The organism is Streptomyces sp. NPDC006872, from assembly GCF_040635845.1.
Classification (GTDB): domain Bacteria; phylum Actinomycetota; class Actinomycetes; order Streptomycetales; family Streptomycetaceae; genus Streptomyces.
The window spans coordinates 1,150,451-1,167,932 of sequence record NZ_JBEYIL010000001.1 but is presented as its reverse complement, the minus strand read 5'-3'; the positions used below and the strand labels follow the sequence as shown (position 1 = coordinate 1,167,932).

The 17,482-nt window shown below is 70.1% G+C and carries 15 protein-coding genes; 7 read left to right on the top strand and 8 right to left on the bottom strand.

Annotated elements, in window-relative coordinates; translation table 11 throughout:
- Nucleotides 1–116 precede the first annotated feature (116 nt).
- From ABZ725_RS05035 to ABZ725_RS05025, 3 genes are all read left to right on the top strand, one after another.
- Nucleotides 117–1,766, top strand: coding sequence for a sensor histidine kinase (locus ABZ725_RS05035; RefSeq protein ID WP_358801327.1), 1,650 nt, complete (start codon nucleotides 117–119; stop codon nucleotides 1,764–1,766).
- Complete coding sequence (locus tag ABZ725_RS05030; RefSeq protein ID WP_358801326.1) at nucleotides 1,763–2,458, top strand: response regulator; 696 nt, start codon at nucleotides 1,763–1,765, stop codon at nucleotides 2,456–2,458. The genes ABZ725_RS05035 and ABZ725_RS05030 overlap by 4 nt, the downstream gene beginning before the upstream one ends.
- Before the next feature lie 138 nt (nucleotides 2,459–2,596).
- The gene (locus ABZ725_RS05025) at nucleotides 2,597–3,319 is read left to right on the top strand and encodes a helix-turn-helix transcriptional regulator (protein WP_358801325.1); all 723 of its coding nucleotides are present in this window, start codon (nucleotides 2,597–2,599) and stop codon (nucleotides 3,317–3,319) included.
- A gap of 21 nt (nucleotides 3,320–3,340) precedes the next feature.
- On the opposite strand, the gene ABZ725_RS05020 is transcribed toward ABZ725_RS05025, so the two are convergent.
- Entirely contained in the window at nucleotides 3,341–4,366 is a 1,026-nt protein-coding gene (locus tag ABZ725_RS05020; RefSeq protein ID WP_351913199.1) for an ATP-dependent 6-phosphofructokinase, read from the bottom strand.
- Between the two features lie 183 nt (nucleotides 4,367–4,549).
- Between ABZ725_RS05020 and pta the strand changes: the two genes are divergently transcribed.
- From pta to pyk, 3 genes are all read left to right on the top strand, one after another.
- Complete coding sequence (gene pta / locus ABZ725_RS05015; RefSeq protein ID WP_358801324.1) at nucleotides 4,550–6,640, top strand: phosphate acetyltransferase; 2,091 nt, start codon at nucleotides 4,550–4,552, stop codon at nucleotides 6,638–6,640.
- Entirely contained in the window at nucleotides 6,637–7,845 is a 1,209-nt protein-coding gene (locus tag ABZ725_RS05010; protein WP_358801323.1) for an acetate kinase, read from the top strand. The genes pta and ABZ725_RS05010 overlap by 4 nt, the downstream gene beginning before the upstream one ends.
- 115 nt (nucleotides 7,846–7,960) lie before the next feature.
- Complete coding sequence (gene pyk, locus ABZ725_RS05005; protein WP_358801322.1) at nucleotides 7,961–9,391, top strand: pyruvate kinase; 1,431 nt, start codon at nucleotides 7,961–7,963, stop codon at nucleotides 9,389–9,391.
- Nucleotides 9,392–9,495: 104 nt separating this feature from the next.
- Here the strand turns inward: pyk and ABZ725_RS05000 are convergent, their stop codons facing one another.
- From ABZ725_RS05000 to ABZ725_RS04985, 4 genes are all read right to left on the bottom strand, one after another.
- Nucleotides 9,496–10,851: a hypothetical protein gene (locus ABZ725_RS05000; RefSeq protein WP_358801321.1), complete on the bottom strand. Its 1,356-nt coding sequence runs from the start codon at nucleotides 10,849–10,851 to the stop codon at nucleotides 9,496–9,498.
- Nucleotides 10,841–11,479: a DUF6114 domain-containing protein gene (locus tag ABZ725_RS04995; RefSeq protein ID WP_358801320.1), complete on the bottom strand. Its 639-nt coding sequence runs from the start codon at nucleotides 11,477–11,479 to the stop codon at nucleotides 10,841–10,843. The genes ABZ725_RS05000 and ABZ725_RS04995 overlap by 11 nt, the downstream gene beginning before the upstream one ends.
- Before the next feature lie 132 nt (nucleotides 11,480–11,611).
- On the bottom strand, nucleotides 11,612–12,244 hold the full coding sequence (locus tag ABZ725_RS04990; protein ID WP_351913211.1) for a DUF6230 family protein: 633 nt from the start codon (nucleotides 12,242–12,244) through the stop codon (nucleotides 11,612–11,614).
- Between the two features lie 670 nt (nucleotides 12,245–12,914).
- Nucleotides 12,915–13,892, bottom strand: coding sequence for a tetratricopeptide repeat protein (locus ABZ725_RS04985; protein ID WP_358801319.1), 978 nt, complete (start codon nucleotides 13,890–13,892; stop codon nucleotides 12,915–12,917).
- A gap of 248 nt (nucleotides 13,893–14,140) precedes the next feature.
- On the opposite strand from ABZ725_RS04985, the gene ABZ725_RS04980 reads away from it, so the two are divergent.
- Nucleotides 14,141–14,776 carry a TetR/AcrR family transcriptional regulator gene (locus tag ABZ725_RS04980; protein WP_358801318.1) on the top strand — a complete coding sequence of 212 codons (636 nt, stop codon included), beginning with the start codon at nucleotides 14,141–14,143 and terminating at the stop codon, nucleotides 14,774–14,776.
- Here the strand turns inward: ABZ725_RS04980 and ABZ725_RS04975 are convergent.
- From ABZ725_RS04975 to ABZ725_RS04965, 3 genes are all read right to left on the bottom strand, one after another.
- A complete protein-coding gene (locus tag ABZ725_RS04975) occupies nucleotides 14,773–16,473 on the bottom strand; it encodes a methylmalonyl-CoA mutase family protein (protein WP_358801317.1) in 1,701 nt (566 codons plus the stop codon). The two genes, ABZ725_RS04980 and ABZ725_RS04975, sit on opposite strands and share 4 nt — an antisense overlap.
- 87 nt (nucleotides 16,474–16,560) lie before the next feature.
- The gene (locus ABZ725_RS04970) at nucleotides 16,561–16,899 is read right to left on the bottom strand and encodes a DUF3817 domain-containing protein (RefSeq protein WP_351913218.1); all 339 of its coding nucleotides are present in this window, start codon (nucleotides 16,897–16,899) and stop codon (nucleotides 16,561–16,563) included.
- Nucleotides 16,900–16,962: 63 nt separating this feature from the next.
- A complete protein-coding gene (locus ABZ725_RS04965; protein WP_358801316.1) occupies nucleotides 16,963–17,472 on the bottom strand; it encodes a MarR family transcriptional regulator in 510 nt (169 codons plus the stop codon).
- Between the last annotated feature and the right edge of the window lie 10 nt (nucleotides 17,473–17,482).

Genomic DNA, 17,482 nt, shown 5'->3' with positions numbered 1-17,482 from the left:
GCGTGCGGCTCACGTCCGGGGTTATGGGGGATTGCCGTGACTATCTCCCGCCCTGTGAGGCCGGTCACCCTTCCGTTCATTTAGTTCACACTTAACCTCGGGGGCACACTGACGACATGCGCATCCCGTCGCTCCCCAGACCCCGCAGCCTGGCCGGCCAGCTCTTCGCCATGCAGGCGGTGCTGATAGCGGTCCTCGTGGCGGGGTACGCGCTGTTCACGTACGTCAGCGACCGCAGCCAGGCCGAGGAGGCCGCGGCCCGCCAGGCCACGGCGGTGGCCCGCTCGGTCGCCGACTCCCCCTCCGTGCGGGCGGCCATAGGGACCCCGGACCCCACCGCCGAGCTCCAGCCGTACGCGCTGCGGGTCATGCGCGACACGGACGTCGACTTCGTCACGATCATGAACCCGGAGGGCATCCGCTGGACCCACCCGGACGAGACGCAGATCGGCCAGCGCTTCCTCGGCAACACGGCGAAGGCCCTGAAGGGCGAGTCCTTCACCGAGACCTACACCGGCACCCTCGGCGCGTCCGTCCGCGCGGTCACCCCGATCGAGGACGACGACAAGCACGTCGTCGGGATGGTCAGCGCGGGCATCAAGGTCGAGTCGATCAGCCATCGGGTGCAGGACCAGGTGACGGCCATGCTCGCGGTGGCCGTCGGCGCGCTCGCGCTGGGCGCGATCGGCACGTACGTGATCAACGCGTCCCTGCGCCGGCACACCCACGGGATGAACGCGGCCGAGCTCAGCGCCATGCACGACTACCACCAGGCCGCGTTGCACGCGGTGCGCGAGGGACTGCTGATGCTGGACGGGCAGTACCGGGTGGCGCTGATCAACGACGGGGGTCGGGAACTGCTCGGGGTGTCGGGCGAGGTGGTGGGCAGGTCGGTGGCGGAGCTCCGTCTGCCGGCCCCCCTGACGGGCGCGCTGCTCGCCTCGGAGCCGCGGGTGGACGAGGTGCATCTGACGGCGGACCGCGTCTTGGTGGTGAACACCTCGCCCGTGTCGGGCGGCGAACGCAGGGGCACGGTCGTCACCCTGCGCGATGTGACCGAACTCCAGTCCCTGATGGGCGAGCTGGACTCGGAGCGCGGCTTCACACAGGCCCTCCGCTCGCAGGCCCACGAGGCCGCGAACCGGCTGCACACGGTCGTCTCGCTGATCGAGCTGGGGCGCGCGGAGGAGGCCGTGGACTTCGCGACGGCGGAACTGGAACTGGCCCAGGCCCTGACCGACCAGGTGGTCGCGGCGGTGAGCGAGCCCGTGCTGGCCGCCCTTCTGCTGGGCAAGACGGCCCAGGCGAACGAGCGGGGCGTGGAACTCGTCGTCTCGGAGGCGAGCGGCCTGGACGACGGCCTGCTGCCCGAGTCGCTCCCGGCCCGCGACCTGGTCACGATCCTCGGCAACCTCATCGACAACGCGGTGGACGCGGCGCAGGGCAGCGTCCGGGGCCGGGTGACGGTGACGGCGTGCACGGAGGGCGACGAGCTGCTCCTGCGGGTGGCGGACACCGGCGCGGGGGTCGATCCCGCGCACGCCTCGCTGGTCTTCGAACGCGGCTTCTCCACCAAACCGGCGGGACCGGGCGGCCGGGGCCTCGGGCTGGCCCTCGTCCGGCAGGCCGTGAACCGGCACGAGGGAACGCTGTCGGTGGCGGAGGCCGAGGGCGGCGGAGCCGAGTTCGTGGTACGCCTGCCGTTGCGGACCACGGCCGTGTCCGGTACCTCCGGGTCCGTGTCCGGGACTGGAGGCCGAGGATGACAAGCGAAGAGCCGATCAGAGTGCTGGTCGTGGAGGACGATCCGGTCGCCGCGGACGCCCATGTCATGTACGTGGGACGGGTCCCGGGTTTCGTGGCGGTGGGCAAGGCCCACACCGGCGCGGAGGCCCGACGCCTCCTGGACCGCACCCCGGTGGACCTTCTCCTCCTGGACCTGCACCTCCCCGACGCGCACGGCCTGCAGCTGGCCCGCTCGCTCCGGGCGGCCGGCTACCACGCGGACGTGATCGCGGTGACGTCGGCACGCGACCTGACGGTGGTGCGGGAGGGCGTCTCGCTGGGGGTGGTGCAGTACGTCCTGAAGCCGTTCACCTTCGCGACGCTCCGCGACCGCCTGGTCCGGTACGCGGAGTTCCGTGGGGCCGCGGGCGAGGCGAGCGGCCAGGACGAGGTGGACCGCGCCCTGGCCGCACTCCGCGCACCGGGCCCGGCAGCCCTCCCGAAGGGCCTGAGCGCGCCGACGCTGGAACGGGTGACGGAGACGGTGCGGGAGGCGGCGGAGGGACTGACGGCGGCGGGGGTGGCCGAGGCGGTCGGAATCTCTCGTATTACGGCCCGCCGGTACCTGGAGCACCTGGTCGAGGCCGGGCGGGCGGAGCGGAAGCCGTTGTACGGGCAGGTGGGGCGGCCGGAGCTGGTGTACCGGTGGGTGAAAGGGACTCGGGGGCGGTGAGGGGGCGGGCCTGACGGCCCCGTCGTCGGAAAGATCGACGGACGCCGGTGAGCCGACGACCCACGGGGAATTCAACAATCCGTTGCCTTCGGCCAACCCCCAGTAGTCATCGCACGCCCCACCGCCTACGGTGTCCCCGTGCCCAGACCCCCGTCCCACACTCACCAGCCCGGTCCGCCCTTCGACTCCCCCGCTGCCGCCAGGCTCCGCTCAGCCCTCGGCATGGCCCCCGAGCATGTCGCCCACAGTCTTCGCTCGTCCTACGGGCTCCCCTACGCCACCCCGGATCTCGTCGTCGCCTGGGAACGCGGGATCATGACGCCGAGCAGTCCCGAACTCACCGCCCTCGCGGGCGTGTTGTGGTGTTCGCCCGCCGAACTGCTCGGCAGGCCCCGCACGCTGCGCGAACACCGCATCGCCCGTGGCTTCGCGCCCGAGGACGTGGCGCGGGCCGTGGGGCACGCGTTCCCGGAGTACGCGCGGATGGAGGAGAGCGGGCAGTGGGAGGGCTCGGACCGGCAGTGCGCGGCCCTCGCCGAGCTGCTGGACCTCTCGCTGCCCGACCTGGTCACCGTCACCGGCCGTGAGGGCAGGCTCGGTGATCTGCTGCGGACCGCCGCCCGCACCCGTTGGCAGGCACATGTGAAGCCGGTGGCCAAGCTGCTGCCGCTGGACCGGCGGCTCGTGGAGCACGCGCTGCGGGAGCTGCATCAGGTCTATCAGGGGCAGCTGGTCGCCACGCCGAACTGGTCCGGGGGCGACGCGGCCGGCGCCGCGAGCGACGCCGGCCGGGACTTCCTCGACGGGATCGTCGACGCCTTCTGGACGATCGTGCAGAACCGCACGTCGCAGAACGGTTGAACGCTTGACCGGTTGAACGGGTTAGAAGACCGACTCCGCCTCGTCCATCCGGTCCTTCGGGACCGTCTTCAGCTCGGTCACCGCCTCCGCCAGCGGCACCATGACCACGTCCGTTCCGCGCAGGGCCGTCATCCTCCCGAACACGCCTCGGTGCGCCGCCTCCACCGCGTGCCAGCCGAAGCGGGTCGCGAGGACACGGTCGTACGCCGTCGGGACGCCGCCGCGCTGGATGTGGCCGAGGATGACCGGTCGGGCCTCCTTGCCGAGCCGCTTCTCCAGCTCGTAGGCCAGGGCCGTGCCGATGCCCTGGAAGCGCTCGTGGCCGAACTTGTCGATCGCGCCCTTGCCGTAGTCCATGGTGCCGTCGGCCGGGTGGGCGCCTTCCGCGACGCAGATCACCGCGAACTTCTTGCCGCGGGCGAAGCGCTCCTCGACCATCTTGACCAGGTCGGCCGGGTCGAAGGGCCGCTCGGGGAGGCAGATGCCGTGCGCGCCCGCCGCCATCCCGGACTCCAGCGCGATCCAGCCGGCGTGGCGGCCCATGACCTCGACGACCATCACCCGCTGGTGGGACTCGGCCGTCGTCTTGAGGCGGTCCATCGCCTCCGTGGCGACGCCGACCGCCGTGTCGAAGCCGAACGTGCGGTCCGTCGAGGAGATGTCGTTGTCGATGGTCTTCGGGACGCCCACCACCGGCAGCCCGGCGTCCGACAGCATGCGCGCGGCCGTCAGCGTGCCCTCGCCGCCGATCGGGACGAGCGCGTCGATGCCGAAGGCCTCGATCATGTCGGAGGCGCTCTCGCAGGCCTCGCGCAGCCGGTCGCGCTCCAGACGGGACGAGCCGAGGATGGTGCCGCCGCGGGCCAGGATGCCGCTCACCGCGTTGAGGTCGAGGACTCGGTAGCGGCCGTCGAGCAGACCCGCGTAGCCGTCCTCGAAGCCGATGACCTCGTCGCCGTAGTTGTCGACCGCTCGGTGTACGACCGACCGGATCACTGCGTTCAGGCCTGGACAGTCGCCACCTGCGGTGAGAACTCCGATGCGCATCGTGCTGTGTCTCCTGCTCGCTGTCGATACCGGTGAGCCGGGTTCGATTGTTTCACGCCGCCGAACGGGCTGTCGCTTGACGGGCGCCTTAACTACGCGCAGAGGTATTGTCAAGAGGGATCTGCTCACCTAGGTGGGCGATTTTTGCGACAGGGCCAGAACTTCATCGAACGGAGAGCTCGCGTGACCCGCAGCGTGTACGTGACCGGGATCGACCGCGGCGACGGCCGCCAGGTCGTCGAGCTGGGAGTCATGGAGCTCCTGACCCGACAGGTCGACCGGGTGGGCGTGTTCCGCCCCCTCGTCCACGACGGGCCCGACCGGCTCTTCGAGCTGCTGCGCGCCCGCTACCGGCTGGCGCAGGATCCGGCCACGGTCTACGGGATGGACTACCACGAGGCGTCCGCCCTCCAGGCGGAGCAGGGCGCGGACGAGCTGGTCTCGACCCTCGTCGACCGGTTCCATCTCGTCGCCCGCGACTACGACGTCGTCCTGGTCCTCGGGACGGACTTCGCCGACACGCAGTTCCCCGACGAGCTGGCCCTCAACGCCCGGCTCGCGAACGAGTTCGGCGCTTCGGTGATCCCCGTGGTCGGCGGCCGCAAGCAGACCGCGGAGTCGGTGCTCGCCGAGACCCGCAACGCCTACCGGGCCTACGAAGGCCTCGGGTGCGACGTCCTCGCCATGGTCGCGAACCGGGTCGCCCCGGAGGACCGGGACGAGATAGCCGCCGGTCTCGCCCTCCGGCTGCCCGTGCCCTGCTACGTCGTGCCCGACGACGCCGCCCTGTCCGCGCCGACCGTCGCGCAGATCAGTCACGCCCTGGGTGCGCGGGTGGTCCTCGGCGACGACTCCGGGCTGGCCCGCGACGCGCTCGACTTCGTCTTCGGCGGGGCGATGCTGCCGAACTTCCTCGACGCGCTGACCCCGGGCAGTCTGGTCGTCACCCCGGGCGACCGGGCGGACCTGGTCGTCGGCTCGCTCGCCGCGCACAGCGCCGGCACCCCGCCGATCGCCGGGGTGCTGCTCACGCTGGGCGAGGTCCCGAGCGCGGAGGTCCTCACGCTCGCCGCCCGGCTGGCCCCCGGCACCCCCGTCCTCTCGGTGCCCGGCACCAGCTTCCCCATCGCCGAGCAGCTGTTCTCCCTGGAGGGCAAGCTGAACGCGGCCACCCCGCGCAAGGCCGAGACCGCCCTGGGGCTGTTCGAACGGCACGTCGACACGAGCGAGCTGCTGAAGCGGGTCTCCGCGCCCAGCACCGACCGCGTCACCCCGATGATGTTCGAGCACAAGCTCCTCGAGCAGGCCCGCTCCGACAAGCGCCGGGTCGTCCTCCCGGAGGGCACCGAGGAGCGCGTCCTGCACGCCGCCGAGGTGCTGCTGCGCCGGGGCGTGTGCGACCTCACCCTGCTCGGTCCCGTCGACCAGATCCGCAAGAAGGCCGCCGACCTGGGCATCGACCTCGGCGACTGCCAACTCATCGACCCCGCGACCAGCGAGCTGCGCGACCGCTTCGCCGAGCTGTACGCCGGCTTCCGGGCCCACAAGGGCGTCAGCGTCGAGCTGGCGTACGACGTCGTCTCCGATGTGAACTACTTCGGGACGCTGATGGTGCAGGAGGGGCTCGCCGACGGCATGGTCTCCGGGTCCGTGCACTCGACGGCCGCGACCATCCGGCCCGCCTTCGAGATCATCAAGACGAAGCCGGACGCCGACATCGTGTCGTCGGTGTTCTTCATGTGCCTGGCCGACAAGGTCCTCGTCTACGGCGACTGCGCGGTGAACCCCGACCCGAACGCGGAGCAGCTCGCCGACATCGCCGTCCAGTCGGCCGTGACCGCCGCCCGGTTCGGGGTGGAGCCGCGGATCGCGATGCTGTCGTACTCGACGGGCACGTCCGGGTCGGGCGTCGACGTCGACAAGGTGCGCGAGGCGACCGAGCTGGTCCGCTCGCGGCGGCCCGATCTGAAGATCGAGGGGCCCATCCAGTACGACGCCGCCGTGGAGCCGAGCGTCGCCGCGACCAAGCTGCCGGGCTCCGAAGTCGCCGGACAGGCAAGCGTGTTGATCTTCCCGGACCTCAACACGGGCAACAACACGTACAAGGCCGTGCAGCGTTCGGCCGGCGCGATCGCGGTCGGGCCGGTGCTGCAGGGTCTGCGCAAGCCCGTCAACGACCTGTCCCGGGGCGCCCTCGTCCAGGACATCGTCAACACCGTCGCCATCACGGCCATCCAGGCCCAGAGCTCCGAGCAGAAGGTTTCCCAGCTGTGAGCCCCACCCGTGTCCTCGTCCTGAACTCCGGCTCCTCGTCGGTGAAGTACCAGCTGCTCGACATGCGCGACGGCAGCCGGCTGGCGATGGGGCTCGTCGAGCGCATCGGCGAGCAGTCCTCGCGGCTGAAGCACACCCCGCTCGCCGCCGGCGGCGCGAGCCGTGAGCTGACCGGGCCGATCGCCGACCACGACGCCGCGCTGAAGGCCGTCGCGGAGGAGCTGGCGAAGGACGGGCTCGGCCTCGACTCCCCCGAACTCGCCGCCATCGGGCACCGCGTCGTGCACGGCGGGCAGAGCTTCACCGAGCCGACGGTCGTCGACGACGCCGTCCTCGCCGAGATCGAGCGGCTGATCCCGGTCGCCCCGCTGCACAACCCGGCCAACCTCACCGGTATCCGCACCGCGCAGGCGCTGCGCCCCGACCTGCCCCAGGTCGCCGTCTTCGACACCGCGTTCCACACGACGATGCCGGAGGCGGCCGCGCGCTACGCGATCGACGTCGAGACCGCCGACGCCCACCGGGTGCGGCGCTACGGCTTCCACGGGACCTCGCACGCGTACGTCTCCCGGGCGACGGCGAAGCTGCTCGGCAAGACGCCCGAGGAGGTCAACGTCATCGTGCTGCACCTGGGCAACGGGGCGTCCGCGTCGGCGGTCGAGGGCGGCCGGTGCGTGGACACGTCCATGGGGCTCACCCCGCTGGAAGGCCTCGTCATGGGCACCCGCTCGGGGGACGTCGATCCGGCCGTCATCTTCCATTTGGCGCGTGTTGGCGGAATGTCCATCGACGAAATCGACACTCTTCTCAACAAGAAGAGCGGTCTCATCGGGCTGTGCGGTGACAACGACATGCGGGAGATCCGGCGGCGGATCGACGAGGGCGACGAGCGGGCGAAGCTCGCCTTCGACATCTACATTCACCGACTGCGGAAGTACATCGGCGCCTATTACGCGGTACTCGGGCGGGTGGACGCGGTCGCGTTCACGGCCGGGGTCGGGGAGAACGCGGCGCCGGTGCGGGCGGCGGCCGTGGCGGGGCTGGACTCGCTGGGCCTGGCGGTGGACGGTGAGCTGAACGCCGTACGCGGCGACGAGCCGCGGCTGATCTCGCCGGCCGGCGCGCGGGTGGCGGTCGCCGTGGTGCCGACGGACGAGGAACTGGAGATCGCCGCACAGACCTACGCGTTGGTGGGGCGGTATTGATATGCGGCTCCGTCGCGCGGCAACTGATCAGGAAAGCAACTGAGCACCTGCGCACTCATTTGTTCTTCCACCAGACGGAATATTCCGTAGCGAAACAAACCGATAGGATCGCCCCATGCGCCGTTCGAAAATCGTCTGTACTCTCGGCCCCGCGGTCGACTCCCACGAAATGCTCGTGTCCCTGATCGAAGCCGGTATGAATGTGGCCCGCTTCAACTTCAGCCACGGCACGCACGCCGAGCACCAGGGCCGGTACGACCGGGTCCGGGCCGCCGCCAAGGAGACCGGCCGGGCCATCGGCGTCCTCGCCGACCTCCAGGGCCCGAAGATCCGCCTCGAGACCTTCGCCGAGGGTCCGGTGGAGCTGGTGCGCGGTGACGAGTTCACCATCACCACCGAGGACGTCCCCGGCGACAAGACGATCTGCGGCACCACGTACAAGGGCCTGCCCGGCGACGTCTCGCGCGGCGACCAGATCCTGATCAACGACGGCAACGTCGAGCTGAAGGTCCTGGACGTCGAGGGCTCGCGGGTGAAGACGATCGTCATCGAGGGCGGTGTCATCTCCGACCACAAGGGCATCAACCTGCCCGGCGCGGCCGTCAACGTGCCCGCGCTGAGCGAGAAGGACATCGAGGACCTGCGGTTCGCGCTGCGGATGGGCGCCGACCTGGTCGCGCTGTCCTTCGTCCGGGACGCGGCGGACGTCGCCGACGTCCACAAGGTCATGGACGAGGAGGGCCGCCGGGTCCCCGTCATCGCCAAGGTGGAGAAGCCGCAGGCGGTGGAGAACATGGAGGACGTCGTGATGGCGTTCGACGGTGTGATGGTCGCGCGTGGCGACCTCGCCGTCGAGTACCCGCTGGAGCGGGTCCCCATGGTGCAGAAGCGCCTCATCGAGCTGTGCCGGCGCAACGCCAAGCCGGTGATCGTGGCGACCCAGATGATGGAGTCGATGATCACCAACTCCCGTCCGACCCGCGCCGAGGCCTCCGACGTGGCCAACGCGATCCTGGACGGCGCGGACGCGGTCATGCTGTCCGCCGAGTCGAGCGTGGGCGCCTACCCGATCGAGACCGTGAAGACGATGTCGAAGATCGTCACCGCGGCCGAGCAGGAGCTGCTCAGCAAGGGGCTGCAGCCGCTCGTGCCGGGCAAGAAGCCGCGTACGCAGGGCGGTTCGATCGCCCGTGCCGCGTGTGAGATCTCCGACTTCCTGGGCGGCCGGGGCCTGGTGGCCTTCACGCAGTCCGGCGACACCGCCCGCCGGCTGTCCCGCTACCGGGCGTCCCAGCCGATCATCGCGTTCACCACCGACGAGAACACCCGCAACCAGCTGGCGCTCAGCTGGGGCGTGGAGTCGCACGTCGTGCCGTTCGTGAACAGCACCGACGAAATGGTCGACATGGTCGACCAGGAGATCGCCAAGATCAAGCGCTTCAACCCGGGCGAGATCGTCATCATCACCGCCGGCTCGCCCCCCGGCGTCGCCGGCACCACCAACATGCTGCGCGTCCACCACCTCGGCGGCGGCGACCGCGACTGACCGGACGGCCCCGTGAAGGGGCTGGTACAGCGCTGAGGGCGCTCCCTGCGGACAGGGGGCGCCCTCAGCGCTTTCTGCGGCTCCCGAACGGGTCTTGGGGGTGCTCAGCCGGCCGTCGTGTACTGGTGGAGGCCGGGTATGGTCAGCGTGCCGCCCAGCTGGCCCGCCTGCTGCACCTTCACATTGGTGAAGTAGATCAGCGGGATGTTGAGCGGCGGCGGGCTCTGAGGGGTGAACGTGACCGGGATCAGGCCGAACAGGTTGCCGGAGATGCTCTCCGTGTACATGATCGTGTCGCCGTCACGGATGGTGGACGTGGTGCCCTTGCCCGCCTGCACGTGGTAGGTCTTGCCGGACTGCTTGTCGGCCACCGTCTGGTGCAGGTCGCCGATGTCGGTGCCGTCGGAGATGACGTACTTCAGCACCTCCTTGACGGTGCCGTTGGCGGTCTTCACCTTGACGATGCCCTGGTAGTCGGCGCCCTTGAGAAGCAGCGAGCTGGCGTTCAGGAACCAGGGGTCGTCGGGCAGCCTGATCTTGTTGTCGATGCCGCTCTCGTCCTCGGTGGCGACGGGGCAGTCGTCGACGTCCGTGGCGGCGCTCTCCGAGGGGCTCGGCGAGGCCGTGGCGTCGTCGGCGGCCGCCTCCGTGTCCTCCTCGGTGTCCTTCGCCGTCTCCTCGGTCGTCTCGACGGTGTCCTTCGCCTCGTCGGTGACGGCGTCGGTGGTGTCCTTGGACGTGCCCGAGGAGTCGGACGAGCCGGAGCCGTCCGACGAGCCCGATCCCGAACCCGAGTCAGACGTCGAGTCGTCGGCCGAGGCCGACGCGGAGGCCGACGGCGACGGGCTCGAACTGGCCGTCGCGTCGGAGCCGCTGCCGTCGAAGAGGTCGGTGATGGCGTCGCCGATGGTCTCCAGGACGTTCTTGCTCGTCTCGGTGTCCGACGGCTCGGTGGTCGTCGTGTCGCCGGAGTTCGTCGACGTCGAGGGCGAGGAGGACGCCGAAGGGGACGGCTCGGTCGTGTCGTCGGAACCTGAATCCGACGAGGACGAGTCGTCCGTGTCGCCCGCGTTGCTCGACGTGTCCTTCGAGTCGTCCGTGGACGTGTCCGAGGACTCGTCGGCGGAGGGCTCGGCGGACTCGGCCGCGCTCTCCGAGGCGGACGGCGACGGCGAGGCCGACGCGGAGGCGTCCTCGTCTTCCAGGGCCGCCAGACAGTCCTTGTACTCGTCGATCGTGAGGCTCTTGGACGTCGGCTGGTCCTCGGCGTTGGCGAGGGTGGGCGTGAAGCCCATCCCCATCAGCACCGCCGTCGGCATGGCCGCCAGGGCTATCGCCTTGCCGGCCGGCATGTGGAACCTGGTGAACAGCGGCTTCTTGGGTGCCGCGTGCCGCGGCCCGGTGGTTCTCACGCGGGCAGCGTCCACATCGCTCCCGGTGGAAACCTCGTCAGCCGGCACTGTGCCTCCCGTTCGCCCCGTTGGCCGGGCTCGTTCCTGACAGATCGTGCAGATCGTGCGGCTCGCCCGGGCCCTCGTCGTCCTTGGTGAAGGACGGCTTCTCGGTGAGGGCGGGGCCCGTGCTGTACGGGTTCTCGCTGAGGTCGCCCGGCGTGGCGGGACCCTCGGGGAACACACCCTCGGGGGCGTCTCCGGCAGCCGTGCCGTGCTCCGGCGCCGGTGTCGGCGCGGGCGGCGCGCCCGGCGCCCAGGAGACGGCCATCGCACCGCCGATCAGAGCGAGCAGAAAGCCGATGAGGAAACCGCCGAGGTTGGAGACGGGGATGGACACCAGCCCCAACAGGATCGCCGCGACGCCCGCGAAGGTCTGTACGTGCTTCTGAAACCACAGGCTGACGCCCAGCACACCCAGCAGCACACCGATGATCAGGGACCCGGCGCCCGCGGTGGTCGCCATCGCCAGCGTCAGATGGCCCACCTGGAGGTGCGCGTACGGGAAGTAGGCGATGGGAAGTCCGCTGAGAAGGACGAACAGACCGGCCCAGAACGGCCGCGTACCTCGCCAGGCGCGGAACTGCTGCCTCCGGCGGGTGAACTGGCCGGGGGCGACAGGGGTCTCGGCGCTCATGGAAAACAGCTCCCTGGTGCGGCTTTGCTGTGGTGGTGAGTTGTACTGCGGGTGGAGGCCCGGGCCGTGAAGACCCGGGCTCCAACTGGACGGGCGGGGGCGCCACCGGCTCCCCCGCCCGTCAGAGAGTGCTTAGTAGCACTCCTTGACACCCGTCGACAGCGACATCTTCAGGCCGCTGAGCTTGAAGGTTCCGGCAGTGGTGGCCCACGCCGTCTGCTTCACGTCGGTCAGCGTGGCGGAGTCCGCCTGCTGGGCGAACCCGTACGGGTTGGCCGTGTCACCGCTCTTGAGACCCGGACCCTTGGAGGCGTCCTTGGCGGCCACACCGATGTCGATGCCCCTGAAGACGGCGTTCGCCTGCAGGTCCTCGACGTCGATGTACAGGTTCTCGGCCTCGACCGGAGTACCGTCGCCACCGGCCTTCAGCGTGAGGCTGACCGAACCGAGCAGCGGGATGTTCGGGGTGACCACGGACTGGCACATGTTCGTGATCGAGGCGGTCTTGAACGCCGAGACGGCGACGGCGTGCGCCGTCTTCTTGCCGTCGAGGGTGTAACCCGTGTCGATCGCGCCGTACTGCGAGAAGCCCGTGCCGTCGAGCTTGTCGGCCGTGACCTTGAACGACTGCCCCGACACGCTGAACGACGCGGCGAGCGCGCCCTGCGCGAGGGCGACGCCTATGCACGCCGTGGCGGCCACGCTGGGCACCATGACGACGGCGAACCGCTTCCATCTGGTCCCGCCACGCACCTGGGACTCCATATTTCCTCCTTCTCGGACGTACATCTCCTGGTCCCGACTCGCCCCCGGTTGCGGCGGCTCAGACGGGCAGGGATGGGAGAAGTGCTACGTCCTCGGGAAGGGGAGCGCCCGTCTCGGAGGCGCGAACCGCGCACCGATCACCGGCGATCACCCCCGAGCGACAACCACTGGTCGCGCCTGACACGCATCACGCACAACCTTGCTGGACAGGCTTCGCCACAGCGAAGACCCCCCTGCCCAAGGGCCGACGTCACTGTCGTCGTCCCTGCTCGGTGGGGACCCAGGAAAACCCATTGACCCAACCGGCTGTCGGGGTACGGGATTGGACCGAGCGTGGCCGATCGTGGTGCATTCTCGCGGCTCGCACAAGGGGGTTCGTTACTGGCTAGTAACGGCCGGATAACCGAACAACGACCCACAGGTCTCGACCGGCGACGCAGGGTGTCAAACATGCCCAGGACAAAGCTGTTGATCGCTGGACAGAATCCGACAGATCGGCGGCCTCGTCTTACTTGCAGTAACAGCTGCCGCGATTACCAAGATTTGGTAAAGCGCGGCCGCACGGGAACCACTTGGGCAGAACTTTCACTCCGACAACACGGGCCCCGACGTTTAGCGACTGGTCAGAACCCGCGCTTCCGGCCACAGGGGCCGGGCCGACCGGACCGGATCAGAACAGCGCGCGGGCCAACGCCCGCCGGGCCGCCGCCACTCGCGGATCCTCCGGACCGACCACTTCGAACAGCTCCAGCAGCCGCAGTCGTACGGCGTCCCGGTCCTCGCCGGCCGTGCGCCGCACGGTGTCGATGAGCCGCCCGAACGCGTCCTCGACATGACCGCCCACCAGATCCAGGTCGGCGGCGGCGATCTGGGCAGCGGCGTCCGTCGGCCGCTCGGCGGCGTCCTTCCGTACCTGCTGCGGATCCATACCGCCCACCCGCTGGAGCAACTCGGCCTGCGCGAGCCCGAGTTCGGCCTCGCTGTTGCCCGGGTCGTCGGCGAGCACGTTCTTGTAGGCCTGCACCGCGCCGGCGAAGTCACCGGCGTCCAGCGCCCGTACGGCGGCTTCGAGCAGCCCGTCGTACGGCCCGGCCTGCTCCACCGCGACCTCCTGCGGGCCGGCGCCCGGCGCGGCGTCGGGGTCGACCGTCAGACCGGTGAGCCCGAACCGCTCCTCGGCGACCTGGATCAGCTGGTCGAGGGTCTGCCGGATCTGCGCCTCGCCGGCGGCCCCCTGGAAGAGCGGCAGCGCCTGCCCGGCGACGACCGCGAACACTGCCGGGATGCCCTGCACCCCGAACTGCTGCATCAGCATCTGATTGGCGTCGACGTCGATCTTGGCGAGCAGGAAGCGGCCGTCGTACTCGACGGCGAGCCGCTCCAGGACGGGGCTCAGCTGCTTGCAGGGCTGACACCACTCCGCCCAGAAGTCGATGACGACGGGTACCTCGGCGGACCTCTGCAGGACCTCCCGCTCGAACCCCGCCTCATCGACGTCGATGACGAGATCGGCCGGGGAGACGGCCCCCGCGCCGCCCTGCCTGGCCGCTTCGGCGCGCGTCTGCTCCGCCTTCGCCTTGGCCTCCTGGGCCGCCTTCACCGCGGCGAGGTCGACGACTCCGCTCATGGACATGTTCCGTGGCTGCATGCGTCTATCCTCCCCCGTCCGCGCGCCTGCGTGAAAAGCGATCCGAATACATCCCGAACTGCGCCTCGAACATCCCGAACACGAGCGCCCGGGTCCCCACCCGCGCCCTGCCGGGCCCGGCCCGTGTACGTCCGTCACGGGCTTTCGCTACGAGTCGTAGCGTAATGGCACTGAGTGCCTGTGCAACACCGCTACCAGGTGATCTCCCTCACGGGAGGCCGGACAAAACCTGCGGTTATCGTCTGGGGATGCAGATCCGCACCCCCGTCTGTCGCGCCGGCCGCACCGGCCGTCCGCGCAGCGCCGCCGCGGACACCGCGATCCTGGCCGCGACCCGGCAGGCACTGGTCGAGCTGGGCTGGTCGAAACTGACCCTGGGAGACGTGGCGACGCGCGCCGGAGTCGCCAAGACGACCCTCTACCGCCGCTGGGCCGGCAAGAACGAACTGGTCGTCGACGCCGTCGCGGAACTCTTCGGCGAACTCGAACTCCCCGACCGCGGCAGCCTCGCCGCTGACATCGAGGGCGTGGTCCTGCAGTTCGCGGCGATCCTGGCCCGCCCGGAGGCCAAGAGCGGCCTGATGGCGGCCGTCGCCGAGTCCACCCGCGACGACGCCCTGCGCGAACGCATCCGGGCCTCCATCGTCGACCCCCAGAAGGACCTGGTCCTGGAGGGCCGGGCCCGCGCCCAGGCCCGCGGCGAACTCCCCCCGGAGACGGACGCGTCCGAGGCCGCCCGCACGGTCGACCTCATCTTCGACGTGGTGGCGGGCGCGGTGGTGCACCGCACCCTGGTCAGCGCGGAACCGGCGGACGACGCATGGGTGCGGAGCTTCACGAGACTCCTTCTGACGGGCCTGACGGCAGGCCCGGGAGTGGGCTAGAACCCCGGGGGCTCGGTGTACACGCCCCACTCGTCCCGCAGCACGCCGCAGATCTCACCGAGCGTCGCCTCGGCGCGGACGGCGTCCAGCATCGGCCCGATCATGTTGGAGCCGTGCCGGGCGGCGCCCAGCATCGCATCGAGCGCCCCGCGCACGGCGATCTCGTCGCGAGCGGCCTTCCGCGCCCCCAACTCCCGCACCTGCTCCCGCTCCACCTCATGGCTGACGCGCAGGATCTCCAGATCCCCGGTCACCGACCCGGTGTGCGCGTTGACGCCGACGACCCGCTTCTCCCCCTTCTCCAGCGACTGCTGGTACCGGAACGCCGACTCCGCGATCTCCCCGGTGAACCAGCCGTCCTCGATGCCCCGCAGGATCCCGGAGGTGATCGGCCCGATCGGGTGCCGTCCGTCGGGGTGGGCCCGCAGCCCCCGCTCCCTGACCTGCTCGAAGATCTTCTCGGCGGCGGCCTCGATCCGGTCCGTCAGCTGCTCGACGTACCACGAACCGCCCAGCGGATCGGCCACGTTGGCGACCCCGGTCTCCTCCATCAGCACCTGCTGCGTGCGCAGCGCGATCTCGGCGGCCTGCTCGCTCGGCAGGGCGAGCGTCTCGTCGAGGGCGTTGGTGTGCAGCGAGTTGGTCCCGCCGAGGACCGCCGCGAGCGCCTCCACCGCCGTACGCACCACGTTGTTGTACGGCTGCTGCGCGGTCAGCGAGACACCGGCGGTCTGCGTGTGGAACCGCAGCCACTGCGCCTTTTCGGACTCCGCGCCGTACACGTCCCGCATCCATCGGGCCCAGATCCGGCGCGCCGCGCGGAACTTGGCGATTTCCTCGAAGAAATCGACGTGCGCGTCGAAGAAGAAGGAGAGGCCGGGGGCGAACACGTCCACGTCCAGCCCACGGCTGAGCCCCAGTTCCACGTACCCGAAGCCGTCCGCCAGCGTGTAGGCCAGCTCCTGCGCGGCCGTGGCTCCCGCCTCCCGGATGTGGTAGCCGGAGACGGACAGCGGCTTGTAGGCGGGAATGCCCGTCGCGCAGTACTCCATCAGATCGCCGATCAGCCGCAGATGGGGCTCCGGCTGGAAGAGCCACTCCTTCTGCGCGATGTACTCCTTGAAGATGTCGGTCTGGAGCGTGCCGTTGAGCACCCCCGGATCCACCCCCTGCCGTTCGGCGGCGACGAGGTACATGCAGAAGACGGGCACGGCCGGCCCGCTGATCGTCATGGACGTCGTGACCTCGCCCAGCGGGATGTCCTTGAACAGGACCTCCATGTCGGCGGCCGAGTCGACGGCGACCCCGCAGTGTCCGACCTCGCCCAGCGACCGGGGGTCGTCGGAGTCCCGCCCCATCAGGGTGGGCATGTCGAACGCCACGGACAGGCCCCCGCCCCCGTTGGCGAGGATCGTCCTGTACCGCTCGTTGGTCTGCTCGGCGTTGCCGAACCCGGCGAACTGCCGGATGGTCCAGCTGCGCCCCCGGTAGCCGGTCGGGTAGAGCCCGCGCGTGAAGGGGTACTCCCCCGGCCACCCGATCCGCTCGAAGCCGTCGTAGACATCCCCCGCGCGTGGCCCGTACACCGGCTCCACCGAGTCTCCGGAGAGCGTGCTGAAGTCGGCCTCGCGCTTGCGTGAAGCGTCGTACCGGGCCTGCCAGCGGCGACGGCCCTCTTCGATGGCGTCAGCGTCCATGCCCCCAATTTACTAGGACGTCCTAGTAAACGTCGACAGCTGACCGCCGTACGTGTGTACGTACGGCGGTGGTCCCGGCGGTGGGGGTTACGCCTTGGCGGCCACGGGGGCTTCGTCCACGACCTTGGCCTCCAGCTCGCGGCTGATCTTCCGCTCCACGAAGAAGGCGGCCGTCGGGATCGTCCCGGCCAGCAGCACCCACAGCTGACGGGCCACCGGCCACTTCGCCTTGGAGCCCAGGTCGAAGGCGAAGACGAGGTAGAGGACGTACAGCCAGCCGTGCGCGATGGCGACGACGCGGGTGAAGTCGGCGGCGCCGTCGACGTCCAGGCCGTACTTGGCGATCATGCTCAGGCACAGCAGGACCAGCAGCACACCGGTGACGTAGGCCAGAACGCGGTAGCGGGTCAGCACGCTTTTCTTCATGCCATCGAGCGTAACGACCCGTTCCGGGGGATCTTGCCCCGGGTCAGCGCTGCGGGATCCGGGTCACTCCTCGTCGAAGTCGCTCGCGGCGACCCGCAGCGGCCGCAGCATCGCGAAGATCTCCCCGCACTCCTCCGCGTCGTACACCCCGAGCCCGAAGTCCATCGCCATCAGGTCGCGGGTCGCCGCCTCGACGACCTCGCGGCCCTTGTCGGTGATGACGGCGAGGGTGCCGCGCCCGTCGTTGGGGTTGGGGCGCCGGGCCACCAGGCCCGACTTCACCAGGCGGTCGACGGTGTTGGTCACCGAGGTCGGGTGCACCTGGAGCCGCTCGCCGATCTTCGACATGGTCAGCTCGCCCTCCTTGGAGAAGGTGAGCAGCACCAGCGCCTCGTAGCGTGCGAACGTCAGGCCGTACGGCTTGACCACGGAGTCCACCTCGGCGAGCAGGATCTGGTGCGCACGCATGATCGACGTGATCGCGGCCATGGACGGCACGCTCCCCCAACGCTGCTTCCAGAGCTCGTCGGCACGGGCGATGGGGTCGAAGGGGAGACTGGGCGGTTTCGGCACGCTTCCAGAC